The 17,133-nt window shown below is 64.2% G+C and carries 21 protein-coding genes; 13 read left to right on the forward strand and 8 right to left on the reverse strand.

The window, feature by feature from the left end:
• Positions 1–36 precede the first annotated feature (36 nt).
• From KG722_RS07535 to KG722_RS07545, 3 genes are all read left to right on the forward strand, one after another.
• Positions 37–1,032, forward strand: coding sequence for an NAD(P)-dependent oxidoreductase (locus tag KG722_RS07535; protein ID WP_213271130.1), 996 nt, complete (start codon positions 37–39; stop codon positions 1,030–1,032).
• Between the two features lie 24 nt (positions 1,033–1,056).
• Entirely contained in the window at positions 1,057–2,235 is a 1,179-nt protein-coding gene (locus tag KG722_RS07540; protein ID WP_213271131.1) for a PQQ-dependent sugar dehydrogenase, read from the forward strand.
• Positions 2,236–2,299: 64 nt separating this feature from the next.
• The gene (locus KG722_RS07545; protein WP_213271132.1) at positions 2,300–3,304 is read left to right on the forward strand and encodes a magnesium transporter CorA family protein; all 1,005 of its coding nucleotides are present in this window, start codon (positions 2,300–2,302) and stop codon (positions 3,302–3,304) included.
• 26 nt (positions 3,305–3,330) lie between these two features.
• On the opposite strand, the gene KG722_RS07550 is transcribed toward KG722_RS07545, so the two are convergent.
• A complete protein-coding gene (locus KG722_RS07550) occupies positions 3,331–4,257 on the reverse strand; it encodes an alpha/beta fold hydrolase (RefSeq protein WP_366910223.1) in 927 nt (308 codons plus the stop codon).
• A gap of 62 nt (positions 4,258–4,319) precedes the next feature.
• A complete protein-coding gene (locus KG722_RS07555) occupies positions 4,320–5,303 on the reverse strand; it encodes a nitronate monooxygenase (protein WP_213271134.1) in 984 nt (327 codons plus the stop codon).
• A gap of 91 nt (positions 5,304–5,394) precedes the next feature.
• Here KG722_RS07555 and KG722_RS07560 point away from each other — a divergent pair, with 91 nt between their 5' ends.
• Both KG722_RS07560 and KG722_RS07565 read left to right on the forward strand, forming a co-directional pair.
• Complete coding sequence (locus KG722_RS07560; protein WP_213271135.1) at positions 5,395–5,760, forward strand: hypothetical protein; 366 nt, start codon at positions 5,395–5,397, stop codon at positions 5,758–5,760.
• 163 nt (positions 5,761–5,923) lie between these two features.
• Positions 5,924–6,196, forward strand: coding sequence for a hypothetical protein (locus KG722_RS07565; RefSeq protein ID WP_213271136.1), 273 nt, complete (start codon positions 5,924–5,926; stop codon positions 6,194–6,196).
• Positions 6,197–6,332: 136 nt separating this feature from the next.
• Here KG722_RS07565 and KG722_RS07570 read toward each other — a convergent pair whose 3' ends face one another.
• The 3 genes from KG722_RS07570 to KG722_RS07580 form a co-directional block, all read right to left on the reverse strand.
• Positions 6,333–7,118, reverse strand: coding sequence for an SDR family oxidoreductase (locus KG722_RS07570; RefSeq protein ID WP_213271137.1), 786 nt, complete (start codon positions 7,116–7,118; stop codon positions 6,333–6,335).
• A 169-nt stretch (positions 7,119–7,287) separates the two neighbouring features.
• Complete coding sequence (locus tag KG722_RS07575) at positions 7,288–7,734, reverse strand: NUDIX hydrolase (RefSeq protein WP_213271138.1); 447 nt, start codon at positions 7,732–7,734, stop codon at positions 7,288–7,290.
• Positions 7,731–9,068 (reverse strand): hypothetical protein, encoded by a 1,338-nt coding sequence (locus tag KG722_RS07580; protein ID WP_213271139.1) that lies wholly within the window; start codon positions 9,066–9,068, stop codon positions 7,731–7,733. The genes KG722_RS07575 and KG722_RS07580 overlap by 4 nt, the downstream gene beginning before the upstream one ends.
• Between KG722_RS07580 and KG722_RS07585 the strand changes: the two genes are divergently transcribed.
• The 3 genes from KG722_RS07585 (at position 9,067) to KG722_RS07595 (ending at position 11,008) form a co-directional block, all read left to right on the forward strand.
• A complete protein-coding gene (locus KG722_RS07585; protein WP_213271140.1) occupies positions 9,067–10,098 on the forward strand; it encodes a patatin-like phospholipase family protein in 1,032 nt (343 codons plus the stop codon). The genes KG722_RS07580 and KG722_RS07585 overlap by 2 nt on opposite strands.
• Positions 10,099–10,177: 79 nt before the next feature.
• The gene (locus KG722_RS07590) at positions 10,178–10,591 is read left to right on the forward strand and encodes a hypothetical protein (protein ID WP_213271141.1); all 414 of its coding nucleotides are present in this window, start codon (positions 10,178–10,180) and stop codon (positions 10,589–10,591) included.
• Positions 10,592–10,726: 135 nt separating this feature from the next.
• Complete coding sequence (locus KG722_RS07595; protein ID WP_213271142.1) at positions 10,727–11,008, forward strand: hypothetical protein; 282 nt, start codon at positions 10,727–10,729, stop codon at positions 11,006–11,008.
• On the opposite strand, the gene rsmD is transcribed toward KG722_RS07595, so the two are convergent.
• The gene (gene rsmD, locus KG722_RS07600; RefSeq protein ID WP_213271143.1) at positions 11,005–11,565 is read right to left on the reverse strand and encodes a 16S rRNA (guanine(966)-N(2))-methyltransferase RsmD; all 561 of its coding nucleotides are present in this window, start codon (positions 11,563–11,565) and stop codon (positions 11,005–11,007) included. The genes KG722_RS07595 and rsmD overlap by 4 nt on opposite strands.
• Before the next feature lie 143 nt (positions 11,566–11,708).
• Here rsmD and KG722_RS07605 point away from each other — a divergent pair, with 143 nt between their 5' ends.
• The 5 genes from KG722_RS07605 to KG722_RS07625 all read left to right on the forward strand — a co-directional run bounded on the left by KG722_RS07605 (position 11,709) and on the right by KG722_RS07625 (position 15,240).
• Complete coding sequence (locus tag KG722_RS07605) at positions 11,709–12,377, forward strand: crotonase/enoyl-CoA hydratase family protein (RefSeq protein WP_213271144.1); 669 nt, start codon at positions 11,709–11,711, stop codon at positions 12,375–12,377.
• A 65-nt stretch (positions 12,378–12,442) separates the two neighbouring features.
• A complete protein-coding gene (locus KG722_RS07610) occupies positions 12,443–12,631 on the forward strand; it encodes a type II toxin-antitoxin system VapB family antitoxin (protein WP_213271145.1) in 189 nt (62 codons plus the stop codon).
• A complete protein-coding gene (locus KG722_RS07615) occupies positions 12,628–12,996 on the forward strand; it encodes a type II toxin-antitoxin system VapC family toxin (protein WP_213271146.1) in 369 nt (122 codons plus the stop codon). Before KG722_RS07610 ends, KG722_RS07615 begins: the two co-directional genes overlap by 4 nt.
• An 8-nt stretch (positions 12,997–13,004) precedes the next feature.
• Positions 13,005–13,445, forward strand: a complete 441-nt coding sequence (locus KG722_RS07620; RefSeq protein WP_213271593.1) for a deaminase — start codon at positions 13,005–13,007, stop codon at positions 13,443–13,445.
• 58 nt (positions 13,446–13,503) lie between these two features.
• On the forward strand, positions 13,504–15,240 hold the full coding sequence (locus KG722_RS07625; RefSeq protein WP_213271147.1) for a cation:proton antiporter: 1,737 nt from the start codon (positions 13,504–13,506) through the stop codon (positions 15,238–15,240).
• A gap of 12 nt (positions 15,241–15,252) precedes the next feature.
• Here the strand turns inward: KG722_RS07625 and KG722_RS07630 are convergent, their stop codons facing one another.
• Both KG722_RS07630 and KG722_RS07635 read right to left on the reverse strand, forming a co-directional pair.
• Entirely contained in the window at positions 15,253–16,146 is an 894-nt protein-coding gene (locus KG722_RS07630; protein WP_213271148.1) for a LysR family transcriptional regulator, read from the reverse strand.
• A gap of 157 nt (positions 16,147–16,303) precedes the next feature.
• Positions 16,304–17,050 (reverse strand): sulfite exporter TauE/SafE family protein, encoded by a 747-nt coding sequence (locus tag KG722_RS07635; RefSeq protein ID WP_213271149.1) that lies wholly within the window; start codon positions 17,048–17,050, stop codon positions 16,304–16,306.
• Positions 17,051–17,133 lie beyond the last annotated feature (83 nt).

Genomic DNA, 17,133 nt, shown 5'->3' on the forward strand with positions numbered 1-17,133 from the left:
TGTGCTGGCGCCAAGGGCCAAGCTAAGCAGGAGGGCATGAAAACACTTCTTCTTCATGCGCGGACATTCGCGCGCATCGCGCCCCGGCTCAAGGGGCTGAACGCGGCTCTGAACATCGTGACGGTGGATGACGCCCAGCGCTTCCATGACGCCTGGACGTCCAGGGCGCTGGACGGGCCGCCGCAGGTGGACCTCGCCTTTGGCAATATCGATGCGTTTTACTCCCCGTCCGTGCGCGAGTTCATGACCGCGATCCTGAAAAGCCCGGATTTTGACTGGTTCCAGTCAGCCGCCGCAGGCATCGAAAACCCGGCACTGGTGGCGATCGGGCAGAAATCGAAGCGCTACACGACCAACCATACCCAGGCCGAATCGATGGCCGAATGGGCGATCTGGCAGGCGATGGACTTTTTCCGCGCCGGGCCGGGGCACCGGGCCAATCAGGCTATCGGGAAATGGGAGCGTATTCGCGTGCGGGAAATGCAGGGCTCCGGCTGGCTGATCGTGGGCTATGGCTCGATCGGGCAGGCGGTCGGCAAGCGGGTGAGCGCGCTGGGCGGGACGGTGACGGGGGTGCGTCGCACGCCGGGACCTGCCGAGGGCGCCGCGCGCATTGTCCCGCCCGATGCGCTGATGGCGCAGCTGCCGGGCGCGGATGTGGTGCTGCTCTGCCCGCCCCATACGCCAGAGACCGAAGGGATGGCCAACGCCGCCTTCTTTGCGGCGATGAATGAAAGCGCCCTGTTCCTGAACCTCGGGCGCGGCGCGCTGGTGAATGAAGACGCGCTGATGGCGGCGCTGGACGCGGGGCGGCCTGCCTTTGCGGCGCTGGATGTGACCCGGACCGAGCCCCTGCCCGCCGAAAGCCCGCTCTGGAAACATCACAAGCTCGTGATCACGCCGCATGACAGCTCCGATACGCCGGGCACCATCACGCGGGGGGACGAGACTTTCCTTGCCAATCTGCGACACTATCTGGACAATGAACCCATGAAGCATCTTGTTGACCGGGCGGCCTTTGCTGCCGGGTGATCCGGACACAGAGGAGTTACCGATATGCGACAGTTCAAGCTCGTTTCCGCCGCCGCCCTTGCGGCAGGCCTCGCCCTGGCCGCCTGCGCCACGCCGGCTGAAAATTCCGGCGCCGGGGGCGATGGCAGTTTCACCGTGACCGGCTCTGACCGGGTAAAGCTGGTGGCAACGCCGCTGGAGACGTTTGACGCGCCCTGGGCGATGACGTTCCTGCCAGATGGCCGCGCGCTGGTGAGCGAAAAGGCCGGCGCGCTGTGGCTCGTCAGCGCGGAGGGCAAGAAGCTCGGCGAGATCAGCGGCGCGCCGGATGTGGAGCCCCGGGGACAGGGCGGGCTGGGCGACATCATCCTGCATCCTGACTTTGCAGAAACCGGGCAAGTCTATCTTTCCTATTCGGCGCGGGAGGCAGGAAGCATCGAGCAGTCGAATGCGGTGGTCGAGCTGGCAAAGATCGCCCTGACGGAGACCGGCGGCACGCTCAGTGAGCGGACGGTTATCTGGCAGCAGACGCCGAGGCATACCGGCAACGGCCATTATGGCCACCGGATGGCGATCTCGCCGGACCGGCACCTGTTCATTACTTCCGGCGACCGGCAGCTGTTCACCCCGGCCCAGGACATGACCAGCAATATGGGTAAGGTCGTGCGGCTGAACCTCGATGGCAGCGTGCCGGCGGATAATCCGTTTGTCGATCAGGGCGGCGTTGCTGCGCAAGTATGGACGCTTGGCCATCGCAATCCGCTGGGTATCGACTTTGACAATTCCGGCCGTCTCTGGGTGCAGGAGATGGGTCCGCGGCATGGGGACGAGCTGAACCTGATCGTCCGGGGAGAGAATTACGGCTATCCTGAGGTTTCCAATGGCGACCATTATGACGGGCGCAAGATTCCCGATCATGACACACGGCCTGAATTTGCCGCGCCGGCCGTCTACTGGGTGCCGGCGATCAGCCCGGCGGGCCTTGAAATCTATTATGGCGGCATGTTTCCGGACTGGAATGGCAATGCCTTCATTGGCGGGCTGTCGTCCCGGGCCCTGATCCGGGTCGAGATCGGCGAGGATGGCGCCGGCGCGGAGGAAGGCGGGCGCTACAGCTGGAACAAGCGTATCCGCGAGGTTGAAGAAGGTCCGGACGGAGCAATCTATGTGCTGGAAGACAAGGAAGGCGGGCGGCTGATCCGCCTGACGCCTGCCCAGGAATAATCCGGCAGTTGCCATTGCGCGCAACTTTACGCAGACATGGGCGGACCAGACCAAAGGCCCGCCCATGATCCGCACCTTCGCCAATGACGCAAACCGTTTTGTGTTCACCGGCGATACGCTGGAGCAGCTCGACGCTGCAGTCTGGGTCGACATCCTCCGCCCGAGCAAGGACGAGGACACAGCGGTCGAGCGGGCGCTGGGCATCGATGTGCCCACGTTGGAGGAAATGAGCGAGATCGAGGTTTCCAGCCGTCTCTATACGGAAGAGGGGGCAACTTTCATGACAGCGATGATGCTCTCCCGCACAGATGGCGACAATGTGATGCTGTCCCCCATCACCTTCATCCTGAAGGGGGATCAGCTGATCACCGTGCGCTATACCGAGCCGCGCTCGATTGATGCCTTCATTGCCAAATGCCAGAAGAGCGCGGCCTGCACTGCCGACGGCGTGGTCAGCGGACTGCTGGACGGCTTGATAGAGCGGATCGGGGATGTACTGGAGCGGACGGGACATGAGCTTGACGCGCTGTCGGACAACATCTTTGCGATCAGGGCCCCGGAAGACGCAGCCGCGCCGGCTGTTGCGGCGGCCAAGCCTGCGCGTCGGGGCCCCCGGAATTACCAGTCCGTGCTCGAACAGATCGGCCGCAAGGGCGACTTGCTCTCCAAGGTGCGCGAAAGCCTGATTTCCTTCCAGCGGCTTCTGGCGTTTGCGACGGAAATCGCCACGACCCGCAAGCCGGGCAAGGAATATGAAGGGCGTATCCGTACCCTGTCACGCGATGTGCAATCCTTGAGCGACCATACCGGCTTCCTGACGCAGAAGATCACTTTCCTGCTGGATGCCACGCTCGGCATGATCAATATCGCGCAGACCGGCATCATCAAGATTTTCTCGGTGGCAGCGGTGGTGTTCCTGCCGCCGACGCTGATTGCATCCATCTATGGGATGAATTTCGAGGTCATGCCGGAGCTTTCCTGGCCCTACGGATATCCGATGGCGGTTTGCCTGATGGTCCTGTCGGCGATCGTGCCCTACCAGTTTTTCAAATGGCGGGGCTGGCTTTAGGGCCAACCGGCAGGCCTGGCGGGCGTCTAGTCTTCAAGGAACTTCCTGAGCGGCGCAAGGGATTGAGCGGGGTCTTCCTCCATCGGCACATGGCCAAGGTCAGGGAAGGCGACGAGCCGGGCCTCAGGCAGGAGGTTTGTATAGTCGGCAGAGTTGCTGAAAGGGATCAGCCGGTCTTTCTTTCCCCACAGCAGAAGGACAGGCGCCTTGATCAGCGGCAGGCGGGCTGCAGGGTCCGTCAGGACCGTCTGTTCCATCCGCTTGAGCAGGGCGCCGCGCCCGCCCGGGGCCAGCATGAGGTCATGATAGCGCTTCACGGTGGTTTCGTTCAGCTTTCCTGGATCGCCATAGCTGGCCGCAAGGTTTGGCCGGATGGCGGACCTGGGCAGGGTGAACCGCATTGCCTTCATCACGGCAGGCACATCGGCCGCTTCGCCATAGGCAAAGCCCGGGCTCGCAAATCCGTCCGGGGAGATCAGCACCAGCTTTTCGACCCGGTCGGGATGATCTGCGGCCATGTTCCAGGCGATCCGTCCACCGATGGAATTTCCGGCGAGCGTTGCCTTGCCGATTTCCAGCTGGTCCATCAGGGAGAGGATCAATTCGATCGAGCGGGCATCTGTATAATCGCCTTCCGGATCGGGCGGCGAAAGCCCCGAGCCCGGCAGGTCGAGCCGCACGACGCGGTAGTCAGCCTTCAGCGCATCCGCCCAGGGTTCAAATGTATGCAGGCTGGAGCCAAAACCATGCAGCAGGAGGATGGCAGGGGCATCGCGAGGGCCATCGTCGCGCACATGCAGGCGCGTGCCCGCGACGATGCGCATGTCGCTTGCCTGGCGGAGATAAAGCTCCTCAAGCTCAGAGCGCGGCTTGTCGGGTGTATAAAGCCAGCAACCGCCAAGCAGCACGGCCGCCAGAACAGTTCCCAACAGGATCGCGCTGAGCTTCAAGATCACCTCGCCGCCTGAACCCGGCAGACATTTCAGGGTCTGCGAACGGTTCAGGCGGGAGTGTATCAGGCTTTCACGCCAACCAGAAGCGCCGCCGAACGGGCAATGGCAGCTTCAGCGTCGCGCATGATGTCGGCGACGATGTCCGCAACCGGTTTGACTTCCTTCACGCCGCCGGCCGACTGGCCCATGGCGAAGCAGGACTTGTCCATCGAGAGTCTGGCTTCGTCCGTGATCCCACCAATGCCGCCGATGACGCCGGTCTGGGTCGAATGGATCGCCTGGAAGGGGAAGGGCTTGATGTCTTCCGGGCGGCTTTCCCAGTCATTTATATAATCATTGGTGCGGCAGCGCATCGGCTTGCCGGAATAGCAGCGGGTGCGGGTCGTGTCGGTGTCACCGGCGGTGACAACGGCGTTCTTGTACATGTTCGCAGCGTGGGCTTCGGCAGAAGCGATGAAGCGCGTGCCCATCCAGACGCCCTGGGCGCCGAGAGCGAGGGAGGCGGCCAGGCCGCGGCCATCATAGATGCCGCCAGCGGCGATGACCGGGATATTCACCGCTTCGACCGCCTGGGCGACGAGCGGCATGGTGCCGACGAGGCCGGTATGGCCGCCGCCCTCGCCGCCCTGGAGAATCACGGCGTCGCAGCCAGCCTGCTCTGCCTTGATGGCGTGCTTGACCGCGCCGCCGACGACCATGACTTTGAGGCCTGCTTTTTTCAGCCGGTCCATGATCGGCATCGGTACGCCGAGGCCGGCGATGAAGCTGTCAGCGCCGCCATTGATGATGACATCGACGGACTCTTCAAGGCTTTCGGGGCTTGCGGCCAAGAGGTCGACGCCGAAGGGTTTGTCGGTCAGCTGGCGCACCTTTTTCATCTGCTCGGCGATGAACTGGGGAGAGGTGCCGGCCATGCCGAGGACGCCGTAGCCGCCGGCATTGCACATGGCGGCACAGACTTCCGCGTAGGAAACCCCGCCCATACCGGCGAGCATGATCGGGTGCTGCGTTTTCAGCAGGTCAGTCAGGCGTGTCTTGATGGCCATCTCTAAGTCCCTTTGTTTCAAAGCGGTTGGTTGGCCGAAGGGCTAAACCGGCGCCCCAGCGTCAACGCAATAGGGCAAGGCGAGACCCATTGTGGCCTTTTTTGCCGCCACTTTGCCGCAATCTGGCCGCGATCCCCAGCCAGAGAATTGGAAGTTGACTGGTGCGAAGCTGGCCAACGGGTGTCATCAGACAAAAAATTTAAGAGGGGAAGCTCTTATGAAGAAACTTATCGCAAGCGCTGCAGCAGCCGCTTTTGTTGCTGGTTTTGCCTTTGCAGGTGAGCCGCCGGCCGAAGCTGAAGTCGCCGCAGAGGCCGCTGAAGTTGTCGAGGAAGTCGCTGAAGAAGCCGCAGAGGAAGCTGAAGCAGCTGCCGACGTGGCTGAAGAAGCCGCTGAAGTTGCTGAAGAAGCTGCCGAGGAAGCCGCTGAAGAAGCCGCTGATGAGGCTGCTGAATAAGCAGGCAGTAATACGCTCTATCGCCCCTTCCCAAAGCGGGTGGGGGCTTTTCTGTAACCAGCCCGCGAAAGGCGTTCCTTATCTGAAGAATGAACTTTCAGTAACGGGACAATGGTGCTAAAGCACCGGCCGTTCGCAAGAACACAACAGGGGTACTACCAACATGAAAAATCTGTTCCTGATCGGCGCTGCTGCGCTCGTTCTGGCCGCTTGCGGCGCAACCGAAGAAGCTGCTCCGGCAGCTGAACCGGCGACCGTCGAAGAAGCAGCTGCTGAAGCCGGTGAAGCCACCGAAGAAGCAGTTGTCGAAGCTGTCGAAGCCACTGAAGAAGCCACTGCAGAAGCTGCAGCTGCTGTCGAAGGCGCTGTCGAGGAAGCTGTTGAAGCGACCGAAGAAGCCACTGAAGAAGCAACTGAAGAAGTTGCTCCGGAGTAATTTTCCGGGCCGGGTAACCGGCTAAAAGACAAGGCCGCTTCCCTATGGGAGGCGGCCTTTTTCTTTTGTGGTTCATTCCCTCACGGACACTTTGTGGCGCGAAAAGGAATGACCCATTCCGCGCCGCCGGCGCGAATCAGAACTTGGCGTAGCCACCGTCGATGACGAGCGTGTCGCCTGAATGGTATTTCGAGGCGTCCGAGGCAAGGTAAACGGCCATGCCGCCGAAGTCTGCCGGCTCGCCCCAGCGGCGAATCGGGACGCGGGAAATGACTTTGGAGGTAAAGACTTCCTGGCCCTGGGCGCCTTCGGTCATGTCGGTCGCGATCCAGCCGGGGAGGATGGAGTTGGCACGGATTCCGTAGCGGCCGTACTCGACGGCGCAGGCGTTCATCATGGCGATGAGGCCGCCTTTGGTGTGGGCGTAGGCCTGGTTGCGGCCGGCCCCTTCGATGCCGGCCAGGGAAGCGGTGCCCACGAGGCTGCCGCCAAGGTCACCCTTCTTGGCGCGGGCGACCATGGACTTGGCCGCTTCGCGCAAGGTGAAGAACGCGCCGACGGAATTGATGCGGGCGTTATACTCCCAGGTTTCCAGCGTCATTGTTTCGAAGGAGGCAGCGCCGCGGCCGACACCGGCGTTCGCGATACAGCAATCGATGCGGCCGAACTCTTCCTCGGCTTCTTTCATTGCGTTGATAACCTGTGATTCTTCGCCGACATCGACGGCCCAGGCCTTGACCTTTCCGGTGCCGAGACCGGAGGCCGATTTGACGGCGGCATCATTGTCAGCCGTCTTGCGGCCCCAGATCACGACGTCGGCGTTCGAGGCGGCGAGGGCCTCCACCATGCCGAGGCCGATGCCCTTGTTGCCGCCGGTGACGACGCACACCTTGCCGCTCAAATCGAAGGGTTTGTAGACCATGAACCTGATTCCTCCCGGATAATCTCTTGATTGAGTAAAGCGTACTGACAGACCTGACGCAGGGGCGGGTCAAGGAAATAAATGGGGGATAAGGGCTGCAAAAAACGCCAAGGATGCCTGCAAGCGATGGCTCAAAAACGCCAACGGGGTTGCCGCGCGCTGGCGTTTTTCAGGCCGCGGAGACCATCGCGCGGGCTGCCTCTATGATCCGGCGGGTCTCTTCCCAGAGGGGGATGGCGGCAAGGCGCTCCGGCGAGACCCATTCGGCATGGGCCGCATCGTCGCCCGCCACCGGATCGCCCGCGACCCAGACGGCGGCAAAATCAAACAGCAGGTAATGGCGCGCGACCTCGCCCGAGCGGCGAGAGGTGAAGATGGCGTCAACGACATCGGCAAGGCCGACCAGACGGGCAGTGATGCCGGTTTCCTCCCTCAGCTCGCGCAGGGCGGCGGCCTCTGTGCGCTCGCCAAATTCGATCCGCCCGCCGGGGATTGACCAGTCACCGGCCAGCGGGGGCGTGCCCCGGCGGATGAGGAGGACGTCCTCCCCCTTGAAACAGGCGGTGCCGACGGCGGGTGTGGGGCGGCCGGGCGGCGGGGCGACGGGGACGATCATGATTTTTCCAGGAGGGCGACGGCCTCGACATGCGCCGACCAGAGGAACTGGTCGACCGGATGAACGCTAAGGAGGCGGTAGCCGCCATCAGCGAGCGTGCGCAGGTCGCGCGCCAGTGTGGCCGGATCGCAGGAGACATAGGCCATGCGGGGCACAGACGATCTGGCGATTTCGGCGCACTGGGCGGCAGCGCCTGCGCGGGCGGGATCCAGCACCAGGCCATCGAACCGGGCGAGTTCTGACGGGGCGAGGGGATTGCGGAAGAGGTCTCGCGCGTCGGCGGTGACGGGTTTCAGGCCGGGAGCGGCCCGGGCGGCGGCGCGCAGGGCTTCGATAGCGGCGCGCCCGCTTTCGGCGGCATGGACGGGAATGCGCTCTGCCAGGCGCAGGGCAAATGTTCCGCAGCCTGAGAATAGATCGGCGGCGAAAGTGGCGCTGCTGAGATGGGCCAGAACGAGGCGGGCCATTTCGGCTTCTGCCTCGGCGCTCGCCTGAAGGAAGCCGCCGGGGGGGGGCAGGAGGCTGGCGGCGCCCACGGGGAGGCGCGGGGCCCGCTCAGTCAGCACGTCTTCGCCTTCCAGCGAGACACGGGCAAAGCCTGCCCGCAGGGCGGCGCCGGTTACTTCGGCGCGGGCAAGCCGGGCAGCCTGTTTGGGAACACCGGTCACATGCAGGTCAAGCCCCGAGGCGGTTTCGGTGACGAGGAGGCCGAGATCATCCTTGCCAATCAGGAGCGGCGCGATGATGTCTTTCAGCTTTGGCACCGCCGCAATTATGGCCGGGCGCAGGACAGGACATTCTTCCAGGGCAATCAGATGATGGCTCTTGCGGCCATGAAAGCCGAGGAGTACGGCCTTGCCGGATCTGCGCGCGGAAAAGGCGGCGCGCCGGCGCGAGCCGGGCGGGGTGACCCATGTTTCGGTTACGTCCGTCTCCAGGCCGCGCGCCCTCAGGGAACGGACGATCAGGTCGCGCTTGAAAGCGGCGTAGGGGGCGGGCGCCATGTGCTGCAGGGTGCATCCGCCGCAGGCGGTGAAATGGCGGCAGGCGGGGGCAGCGCGCTCGGGCGAGGGCGCAATGAGGCGTTCCGGTTTCAGCCGGTCGCCTTGCCCGCTGACTTCCACGACCTCTCCGGCAAGGGTAAAGGGCACCGACACCCAGCCCTCCCCCTCGCGCGCGCGGCCATCGCCCTGCGCGCCGGTGTGATCGATGGTTATCGTGCGCAAAAAGGCGGCAGGCGGGGCCATCGTGTTTCCTGACTGGCGGGCGGAGTGGTGATCTTCAGGTTCCTCCGGTAGCAGGGACGGGCCGCAGCCGACAAGGAGCCGGAACATGGCAAACGCCAATGGAAACGGGAAAGCGAACGGAAAAGCCCGGCCAAAGCCGAGACCGATCAGTCTGGCGCTGCAGGGCGGGGGCGCGCATGGCGCCTATACCTGGGGCGTTCTGGCCCGGCTGAGCGAGGATGAAACGCTCGCGATCGAGGCGATTTCGGCAACCTCCGCCGGGGCGGTCAATGCGGTGGCCTATGCCGCCGGGCTGGCAGAGGGCGGGCCGGCCGGGGCGCGGGCGGCGCTTGAGGAAATATGGCGGGCGGTCTCCGACGCAGGCGCGGGCATGAACGCCTTTGGCGCAGTAGGCTTCCAGATCGCAAGCGCGCTTCAGAGCTTTGCCAGCCCGTACGACTTCAACCCGTTCAACTACAATCCGCTGCGCAAGATCGTCGAGCAGCGGGTGAACTTTGACGCCGTGCATGCTTCCGGCCTGAAACTCTTCCTGTCTGCCACCAATGTGGAGACCGGCAAGGTGCGCGTGTTTTCCAGGGACGAGATTACTGCTGACGCCGTGCTTGCCTCGGCCTGCCTGCCGCAGACCTTCCAGGCGGTGGAGATTGGCGGGGAAGCGTTCTGGGATGGCGGGTTCATGGGAAATCCCAGCCTTTTCCCCCTGATCTATTCAGGCGCGCCGCAGGATGTGCTCCTTGTGCTGCTTAATCCGCTGGTGCGGCCTGGGGTTCCCAAACGGGCGGCGGAGATCAACGAGCGGCTGAACGAGATCAGCTTCAACGCGTCCCTGATCGGGGAGCTGCGCGCGATCGCCTTCGTGCAGCGCCTGATCGATGACGGGATGCTGAAAGAGCCGATAATGAAGAAATACCGCAGGCTGAACATTCACGCCATTCGGGGAGGGCAGGACCTGCTCGGCTATGGCCTTGCGACGAAATCCGAGGCGCGCTGGCGGTTCCTGACCGAGCTGCGTGACAAAGGCCGGGACGCGGCAGGCCGCTGGCTGGCGGAGTGCGCAAAGGATGTGGGCACGAAGCAATCGAGCTTTGATATCCGGAAGGAGTTTCTGGAGGTTTAGGCAAAGGCGTGCCGCAGGCTGAGTTTTCGGATTGGCAGCAAAGCGCTTTGAGATACAATCTCCTTGAAAGGACCCTTCCATGCGCCGCGTACTGATGTCCCTTCTGCTTTCGGGCCTTCTGGCGGCGGCCGCGTCTGCCGGTCCAAAGCCCTCGGGCAATGAGCCGCTTACCGCCGAGGCGATGAAGGCTGAGCTCTTCGGGGTGCGGATGTCGGGGGTCCAGGTGCAGACCGGCGAGGCCTGGTCGGAATGCATCGAGCCGGGCGGACGCACGCTCTACGAGATTGGCGATTACATTTCCGAGGGCGTGATGGAGATTACGCCCGAGGGGCAGGCCTGTTTCACCTATCCGGGTACCGGCACGTCCTGCTTCCGTGGCCAGCGCGCGCCGAAGGGCTACATGTTTTACGCTGTGGGCGGGGGCGGATCCTTCTACGCCACTAAGATCGAGCGCGGCGTGAAGACGTGTCTTGCGCGTGATCTGATCGGATAGGAGCCGGGTGAATTGGTTCGACTGGCATTGATATCTTGCGCGCTGCTGGCAATAGCGGGCGCCGGCGCGGCAGAGAGCGCGCCCAATGGGTTGCTGAGTGCTGAGGAAATCCGAGCCGAGTTTCCAGGAACACGGATGAGCGGCGTGCAATTGGGCACTGGCCTGGGATTTGTCGAATGCATCGAGCCGGGTGGCCGCTCGATCTTTCAGCTCGGCGACAGTTACAGTGAGGGAACCATGGCGGTCACGCCAGAGGGGCATGCGTGCTTCACCTATTCCAGTGGAGTCCACTGCTACCGGATGCAGCGCGTTCCGAAGGGATATATGGTGCGCGGTGTCGGTTCGCGGGACGCGTTCCATGTGCGCGCGGTCGAGCGCGGTGTTACGCGATGCACAGCCGATGACCTGATCGGCTAGGCGCGCCTGAGAAACTCCACGCGGGCGGCGCCGAAGTCGCGCGTGTCGATAACCTCCCAGCCCTGATACATCAGCGTTTCGTCAGAGCCGGTTTCGACCATGGCGATGGCGCCTTCAGCAAGCCAGGCGCCCTTGACCAGGCAGTCAAGCGCGGGGGCGACAAGGCCCTTGTGATAGGGCGGGTCGAGGAAGGCGATGTTGAACGGGCTGCCGACGCCGGCGGGTTTTTCGCCAAGGTCGATGGCCGAGCGGCGGTGGAGGCGGGTGTTTCCGAAGAGGCCGAGGGCTTCGATATTGTCGCGGATGGCGCCGCGCGCGCCGTGATCTGTTTCGACAAACAGGCAGAAGGCGGCGCCCCGGCTCATGGCCTCAAGGCCGAGCGCGCCCGAACCGGCGAAGAGATCGATCACGCGGGCGCCCTCGATGGGCGGGGCCCAGGCTGCGTGGGCGAGGATATTGAAAAGGCTCTCGCGCGTCCGGTCGCTGGTCGGCCGCGTCGTCATGCCCCTGGGAGCGGAGAGGGCACGGCCCTTGTGCTGTCCGGCTATGATGCGCATGGCGGCGTGTTCCGTGGTGAGTGTGCCCTGCCTCTAGGGCCGGGGCGCGCGAATGACAACCGCTCAGGGATGACACCGCGCGAGGGCTTGATGTCTGGTCTGACTAGAGTTTTTGTGGCGCACACAGCTGAGGAGATGCCTGCGTGACCGCCAGTGTTAAAATCGAGAACGAGATTGCCGTTGTCATCATGGATGATGGCAAGGCCAATGCCATCAGCCTGACCATGGTGGAGGCGCTCAATGCAGCGCTGGACGAGGCGGAAGCGTCGGCGAAGGTTATCGTTCTGGCCGGGCGGCCGGAGCGGTTTTCGGCGGGGTTTGACCTGAAATTCTTTGCCGCCGCCGAGCCCGAACAGATGCGGTCGCTGGTGGTGGGCGGGGGCAAGCTCGCTTTCCGGCTGTTTACTTCGGAGAAGCCCGTGGTCATTGCGTGCACCGGGCATGCGATTGCGATGGGGGCGTTCCTGCTGCTCGCCGGCGATACACGGATTGCGGCGCGGGGCGCCTACAAGATCGGCGCCAACGAGACGGTGAACGGCATGGTGCTGCCCGCCTTCGGGGTGGAGCTGCCGCGGGCACGGCTCAACCCGATGTACCTGACGCAGGCGCTGGCGCAGGCAAAGCTCTACGCGCCGGATGAAGCGCTGCCTGTGGGCTGGGTCGACCAGGTGGTGGAGCCGGGCGAGGTGATGGGCGCGGCGATGGCGGAGGCCGAGCGGCTGCTCCCGATCGCCAACTTCGCCTATGGCCGCAACAAGCGCATGGCGCGCCAGCCCGCGATTGATCTGATTGCGCCGACATTGGAGGCCTAAGCGCCCGCGCTCGACAGTGAGCATCATTTGATGCTATAAATGATGCTCATTGGAGGCCGCCCGCGATGCGTACAACCCTGAATCTGGATGATGAGCTGATGGCGAAAGCCGCAGAGCTGACCGGTATCGAGGAAAAGCCGGCGCTGATCCGCGAAGCGCTCAAGGCGCTCATTGCGCGCGAGGCGGCGCGGCGCCTGGCGCTGCTGGGCGGGAGTGATCCGGACGCGGCGGCTGCGCCCCGGCGCCGGTTTTGATCCTTGCCGACTCTTCGATCTGGATTGACCATCTGCACAAGACAGATGCCCGTCTGGTTGGGCTGCTGATAAATGGCCAGATCCAGGTTCATCCCCATGTCATCGGCGAGCTGGCGCTTGGGTCGATCCGAAAGCGCGAAGAATTTCTGGACATGCTTGTAAGGTTGCCGATGGCGTTTCCCGCTTCGCACGGAGAGGTATTGTCCCTGGTCGAACAGAAAAAACTCTATGCGCGGGGGATCGGCTACTCAGATGCGCATCTGATCACGTCCAGCCTTCTGACACCCGGCACGAGCCTCTGGACACGGGATCGCCGACTTGCGGACGTTGCCCGTGAGCTTGGAACTCTGGCGGAGATAACATGACTTTACCAATGGCCCGCGCCATGGAACTGGCGCGTGAAGCGGCGAAGGCGGGCGAGGTGCCTGTGGGCGCCGTGGTGGTGGACCCGGAGACCGGCGAGATTGTCGGCGAGGGCTATAACCGGCCCGTGGCTACGCATGACCCGAGCGCCCATGCCGAGATCATGGCCATCCGCGCCGCCGCGCAGAAAATTGGCAATTATCGCCTGACGGGGCTCGACCTGCATGTGACGCTGGAGCCGTGCGCGATGTGCGCCGGGGCGATCAGCTTTGCCCGCATCGGCCGGCTGGTGTTTGCCGCTGCCGACATCAAGGGCGGGGCGGTGATGCACGGGCCGCGCTTCTTCGAGCAGCCCACCTGCCACTGGCGGCCGGAATGGCGCCAGGACCCGCTGCATGAAGCGGAGGCAGCCGACCTCTTGCGTGACTTCTTCCGCACCCGCCGGGGCTGACAAAGCCTTGGCCAGCCTGCAATAGTCGCCCTCAGGTCAGAAAGGGGACATTTTGCCAATGGAGCATGCCGCGCACGGGCCAAGCCCGACCCTGATCAAGGACATGCTCGTTTTCCTGCTGGCGGCGGGTATTCTTGTTCCGGCGCTGCGCTGGCTGAAGATGCCGACGATTATCGCCTTCATGCTGGCGGGCGTGGCGCTCGGGCCGTTTGCGCTCGGCCACTTTGCAGAGGCCTATCCGGTCCTCACCTATTTCTCGATCACCGAGCCGGAAGCGGCGCTGCCCTTTGCTGAGCTCGGCGTCCTGTTCCTGTTGTTCCTTCTGGGCGTGGAGTTTTCGTTCAAGCGGCTCTGGGCCCTGCGCAAGGTGGTGCTGGGGGCGGGCGGCATGCAGACCGTGCTCAGCGCAGCCGCGATAGCGCTTGTGGGTTTCGCGCTGGGGCTCGACCCGGCGGTGTCGATGATCCTCGGGCTGGCGCTGGCGCTCTCGTCCACGGCGATCGTGATGCAGGTGCTGGTGGAGGAGCGGCGCGCGGCGCAGCCCGCCGGGCGCACATCGCTGGGCGTGCTCCTCTTCCAGGACATCATGGTTGCGCCGATCCTGATCTTTGTCGGCTTCGTCTCGCTCAAGAGCGGCGCCAATCTGGGCGGGGTGTTGCTCGACGCGCTCGTTCGGGGACTGATTGCCATCGCGGTGATCTGGGTGATCGGGAACTTCCTGCTGGGCCGGGTGTTCCGGCTGGCGGCGGCCAGCGGGGGGCGGGATTTCCTGATGGCGCTGACCCTGCTGACGGTGGTGGGCGCGGCGGCGATTACCTACAGCGCCGGATTGTCGGTCGCGCTCGGTGCTTTCCTGGCCGGGCTGCTGGTGGGGGAGACCGAGTTCAAGCACCAGACCGAGGTGGACCTTGAGCCCTTCAAAGGGCTGCTGCTCGGCCTCTTCTTCATGACCGTGGGAATGAGCCTCGACCTGCCGGCGATCCTGGCGCAGCTCGGCTGGGTCATGGCGGCGCTCGCCGGGCTGATCGCGCTGAAGCTGCTCATCGCCTACCTTGCCTGCCGCCTGTTTGCCGGGGGGCACCCGATCTCGATCGAGGCGGCGCTGCTGCTGGCGCCCGCCGGGGAGTTTGCGTTCGTGATCCTGACCGCGGCGCAGGCAGGCAATGCCGTATCGCCGGAGGTGGCGACTTTCGTGGCGGCGGTTGCGGGGCTTTCGATGCTGCTGACGCCGCTTCTTGGCCAGCTTGGCCGGCGGCTGGCAGCGCGGCGGCCGCAACTGCCCGACGCCAACGGCATGGAGCTGACCGAGCCGTCCGGCATGGAAAACCATGTGATCCTGGCTGGCTATGGCCGGGTGGGGCGCGCCGTTGCGCGTATCCTGCAGGACGAGGATGTGACGATTGTCGCGCTCGACCGGGACCCGGCCAAGGTGCATCAGGCGCGTCTTGACGGGCTGGCGGCTTATGTCGGGGATGCGGCACGCCCGGAGATCCTCGAGCTGACGGGCATTGCCCGTGCCGACCAGTTCATCGTCACCGTGGATGATCCGGTACGGGCAGAAGCAATGGTGCGCTGCGCGCGCAGCCTGCATGCCGACATGCTGATCCTGGCACGCGCGCATGACGGTGAGCATGCGGCGATCCTGGAAGCGGCCGGGGCCGAACATGTGGTGCCCGAGGCCGTGGAGTCGGGCTTGCAGATGGCGGGCATGGCGCTGGAGAACTTCGGATACGATACCGAGACGGTGCGTGACATCCTGGCGGTTGTGCGCGACGAGGAATACCGCCGCGCCTGAGCCGTTTCCGGATCAAAGGGCCTTCGCGACGGTCCGGATCAGGCCGCGCAGCCAGATGAGCGCAGGGTCCTGCGCATATTCCCGGTGCCAGTAGAGCATCGATCCCGGGGCGGGAAATTCGAAGGGCAGGCTCTGGACGGCGAGGCCTGAGCCTTCGGCAATCGGGCTTGGCGCAACCAGGGAAAACTGCGTGCAGCGGACGACTTCCAGGGCTGGCATGTAATGAGGCAGGCGGTGGACGGGCGTGATGCGCTGGCCCTGCGCGCGGGCCATTTCCTCGATCAGGCTGCGTCCCTCGCGGCGGCTGGACACGGTGATATGGCGCAGCGCAAAGAAGCGTTCCGGCGTCAGCGGTTCGCTGCCCCACGGATGATCCTTCGCCAGGACGCAGACATAGGGCGTTGATGTCAGCAGCGCGCGTTCAAGGTCAGCCCCGCGCAGGTCTTGCACATCGATGGCAAGATCGAGCCGCCCGGAGGCCAGCTCGCCCGCGATGGCCGAGCGCTGGAGCTGGCTCCAGGCGATGCGGATGCCGGGCGCGTCTGCCTCCAGATGGCGGGCAATCGGCGGGGCAAGGATGTGCGCGCTCGCATCCCGGCTGGAGATGTTGAAGACGCGGGTGGAGCGGGAGGGTTCGAACACGGAGCGCGGCTCAAGGCCATTGCGCAGCTTGTCGAGCGCTTCGCGCACGGCCGGCATCAGCGCCTCGGTCATGGCGGTTGGCTTAACGCCCCTTCCGTCGCGCACGAAGAGGGGGTCCTCGAAATGGGCGCGCAGGCGGGAGAGGGCGTTGCTGACAGCTGGCTGGGTGATGTGCAGCATCTCGCTCGCCCTTGTGAGACTGCGTTCGGCATGGATCGCTTCCAGCACAGGCAGGAGGTTCAGGTCGAGGGTGCGCAGGTTCATGACGGGCGTCCGGCATATCATCACTATCAGTGATGATATTGTTTCATAAAATAAAGTAGCCGAATAGTCCTGGCAGGCGCAGAAGGGGATAGTGATGCCAACATTCCTGCGCAAGCGCCTGAACCCCCTGCCGTATATGCGGTGGGCCGGGGCTGGTTTAGAGCCAGCCGGCGGCGCGTATCAGCATGAACACGCCCACAGCGGTGACCAGCCAGCGCATCCAGAAGCGGAAATCGATGTCGGTCATCCTTTCAAGCAACTTGCCGCCAAGCGTGGTGCCCAGCATCGACAGGGGCAGGGCAGCGGCAAAGAACCAGAGCGGCGGCAGCAGGCTGTCTGCGGCCGAGGCGAAAAGGGCGGCGCCCCAGAAGGCGATCTTCACCAGATGCGCCAGCACCTGCGTGACGGCCTTGGTGGCGACCACCGCGCGCCGGTCCATCTCGGTGCGCGCGAAGAAGATATCGAGCAACGGGCCGGTGACGCCTGCCAGCGTGTTCATGGCCTGCAGGGCAAAGCCGGCAAACTCGGCCTGGCCGGGGCGCTGAACGTCAATGTCGATCCAGGCCTTGGGGATCCAGACGGTGAAGGCGGCCGCTGCCAGCAGGATGTAGACTGCGGTTGCCTCCGGGCGCCAGGAAACAAGGAACAACAGCGCGATGGCGGCAATCGAGCCGAGCGCGTAGCGGCGGAAGATCCTCCAGTCGATGAATTTGCGCCAGAGGATCGCGCGGTAGCCATTGGACACGATCTGCACTGCGCCGTGTACAACCATGGCGGTGGCGACCGGGAGCAAAGCGGTCAGCGCCGCCATCAGGATCAGGCCGCCCGCCATGCCGAATACGCCCGAAATGAAGGAGGTGACGATAACCGTCACCAGCAATGCAAGGGCGATCACCGGGCTCATGGCGTGCGCCATAGCGCATTTGCCCGCGCGCCACGAGGGGGCGAAAGAATTTGCACGCGCCCCCCCATCTCAGTTACCCTGAC

The sequence above is a fragment of the Hyphomonas sp. genome (genome assembly GCF_018402285.1).
GTDB lineage: Bacteria > Pseudomonadota > Alphaproteobacteria > Caulobacterales > Hyphomonadaceae > Hyphomonas.

What these genes read in the sequence shown, in the direction of transcription:
- KG722_RS07625 (WP_213271147.1), top strand. Translation starts at nt 13,504, where the DNA reads ATGGAGCATGCCGCGCACGGGCCAAGCCCGACCCTGATCAAGGACATG.
- KG722_RS07565 (WP_213271136.1), top strand. Translation starts at nt 5,924, where the DNA reads ATGAAAAATCTGTTCCTGATCGGCGCTGCTGCGCTCGTTCTGGCCGCT.
- KG722_RS07555 (WP_213271134.1), bottom strand. Translation starts at nt 5,303, where the DNA reads ATGGCCATCAAGACACGCCTGACTGACCTGCTGAAAACGCAGCACCCG.
- KG722_RS07540 (WP_213271131.1), top strand. Translation starts at nt 1,057, where the DNA reads ATGCGACAGTTCAAGCTCGTTTCCGCCGCCGCCCTTGCGGCAGGCCTC.
- KG722_RS07595 (WP_213271142.1), top strand. Translation starts at nt 10,727, where the DNA reads ATGAGCGGCGTGCAATTGGGCACTGGCCTGGGATTTGTCGAATGCATC.
- KG722_RS07585 (WP_213271140.1), top strand. Translation starts at nt 9,067, where the DNA reads ATGGCAAACGCCAATGGAAACGGGAAAGCGAACGGAAAAGCCCGGCCA.
- KG722_RS07535 (WP_213271130.1), top strand. Translation starts at nt 37, where the DNA reads ATGAAAACACTTCTTCTTCATGCGCGGACATTCGCGCGCATCGCGCCC.
- KG722_RS07570 (WP_213271137.1), bottom strand. Translation starts at nt 7,118, where the DNA reads ATGGTCTACAAACCCTTCGATTTGAGCGGCAAGGTGTGCGTCGTCACC.
- KG722_RS07630 (WP_213271148.1), bottom strand. Translation starts at nt 16,146, where the DNA reads ATGAACCTGCGCACCCTCGACCTGAACCTCCTGCCTGTGCTGGAAGCG.
- KG722_RS07635 (WP_213271149.1), bottom strand. Translation starts at nt 17,050, where the DNA reads ATGAGCCCGGTGATCGCCCTTGCATTGCTGGTGACGGTTATCGTCACC.
- KG722_RS07590 (WP_213271141.1), top strand. Translation starts at nt 10,178, where the DNA reads ATGCGCCGCGTACTGATGTCCCTTCTGCTTTCGGGCCTTCTGGCGGCG.
- KG722_RS07620 (WP_213271593.1), top strand. Translation starts at nt 13,005, where the DNA reads ATGGCCCGCGCCATGGAACTGGCGCGTGAAGCGGCGAAGGCGGGCGAG.
- KG722_RS07545 (WP_213271132.1), top strand. Translation starts at nt 2,300, where the DNA reads ATGATCCGCACCTTCGCCAATGACGCAAACCGTTTTGTGTTCACCGGC.
- KG722_RS07575 (WP_213271138.1), bottom strand. Translation starts at nt 7,734, where the DNA reads ATGATCGTCCCCGTCGCCCCGCCGCCCGGCCGCCCCACACCCGCCGTC.
- KG722_RS07580 (WP_213271139.1), bottom strand. Translation starts at nt 9,068, where the DNA reads ATGTTCCGGCTCCTTGTCGGCTGCGGCCCGTCCCTGCTACCGGAGGAA.
- KG722_RS07610 (WP_213271145.1), top strand. Translation starts at nt 12,443, where the DNA reads ATGCGTACAACCCTGAATCTGGATGATGAGCTGATGGCGAAAGCCGCA.
- rsmD (WP_213271143.1), bottom strand. Translation starts at nt 11,565, where the DNA reads ATGCGCATCATAGCCGGACAGCACAAGGGCCGTGCCCTCTCCGCTCCC.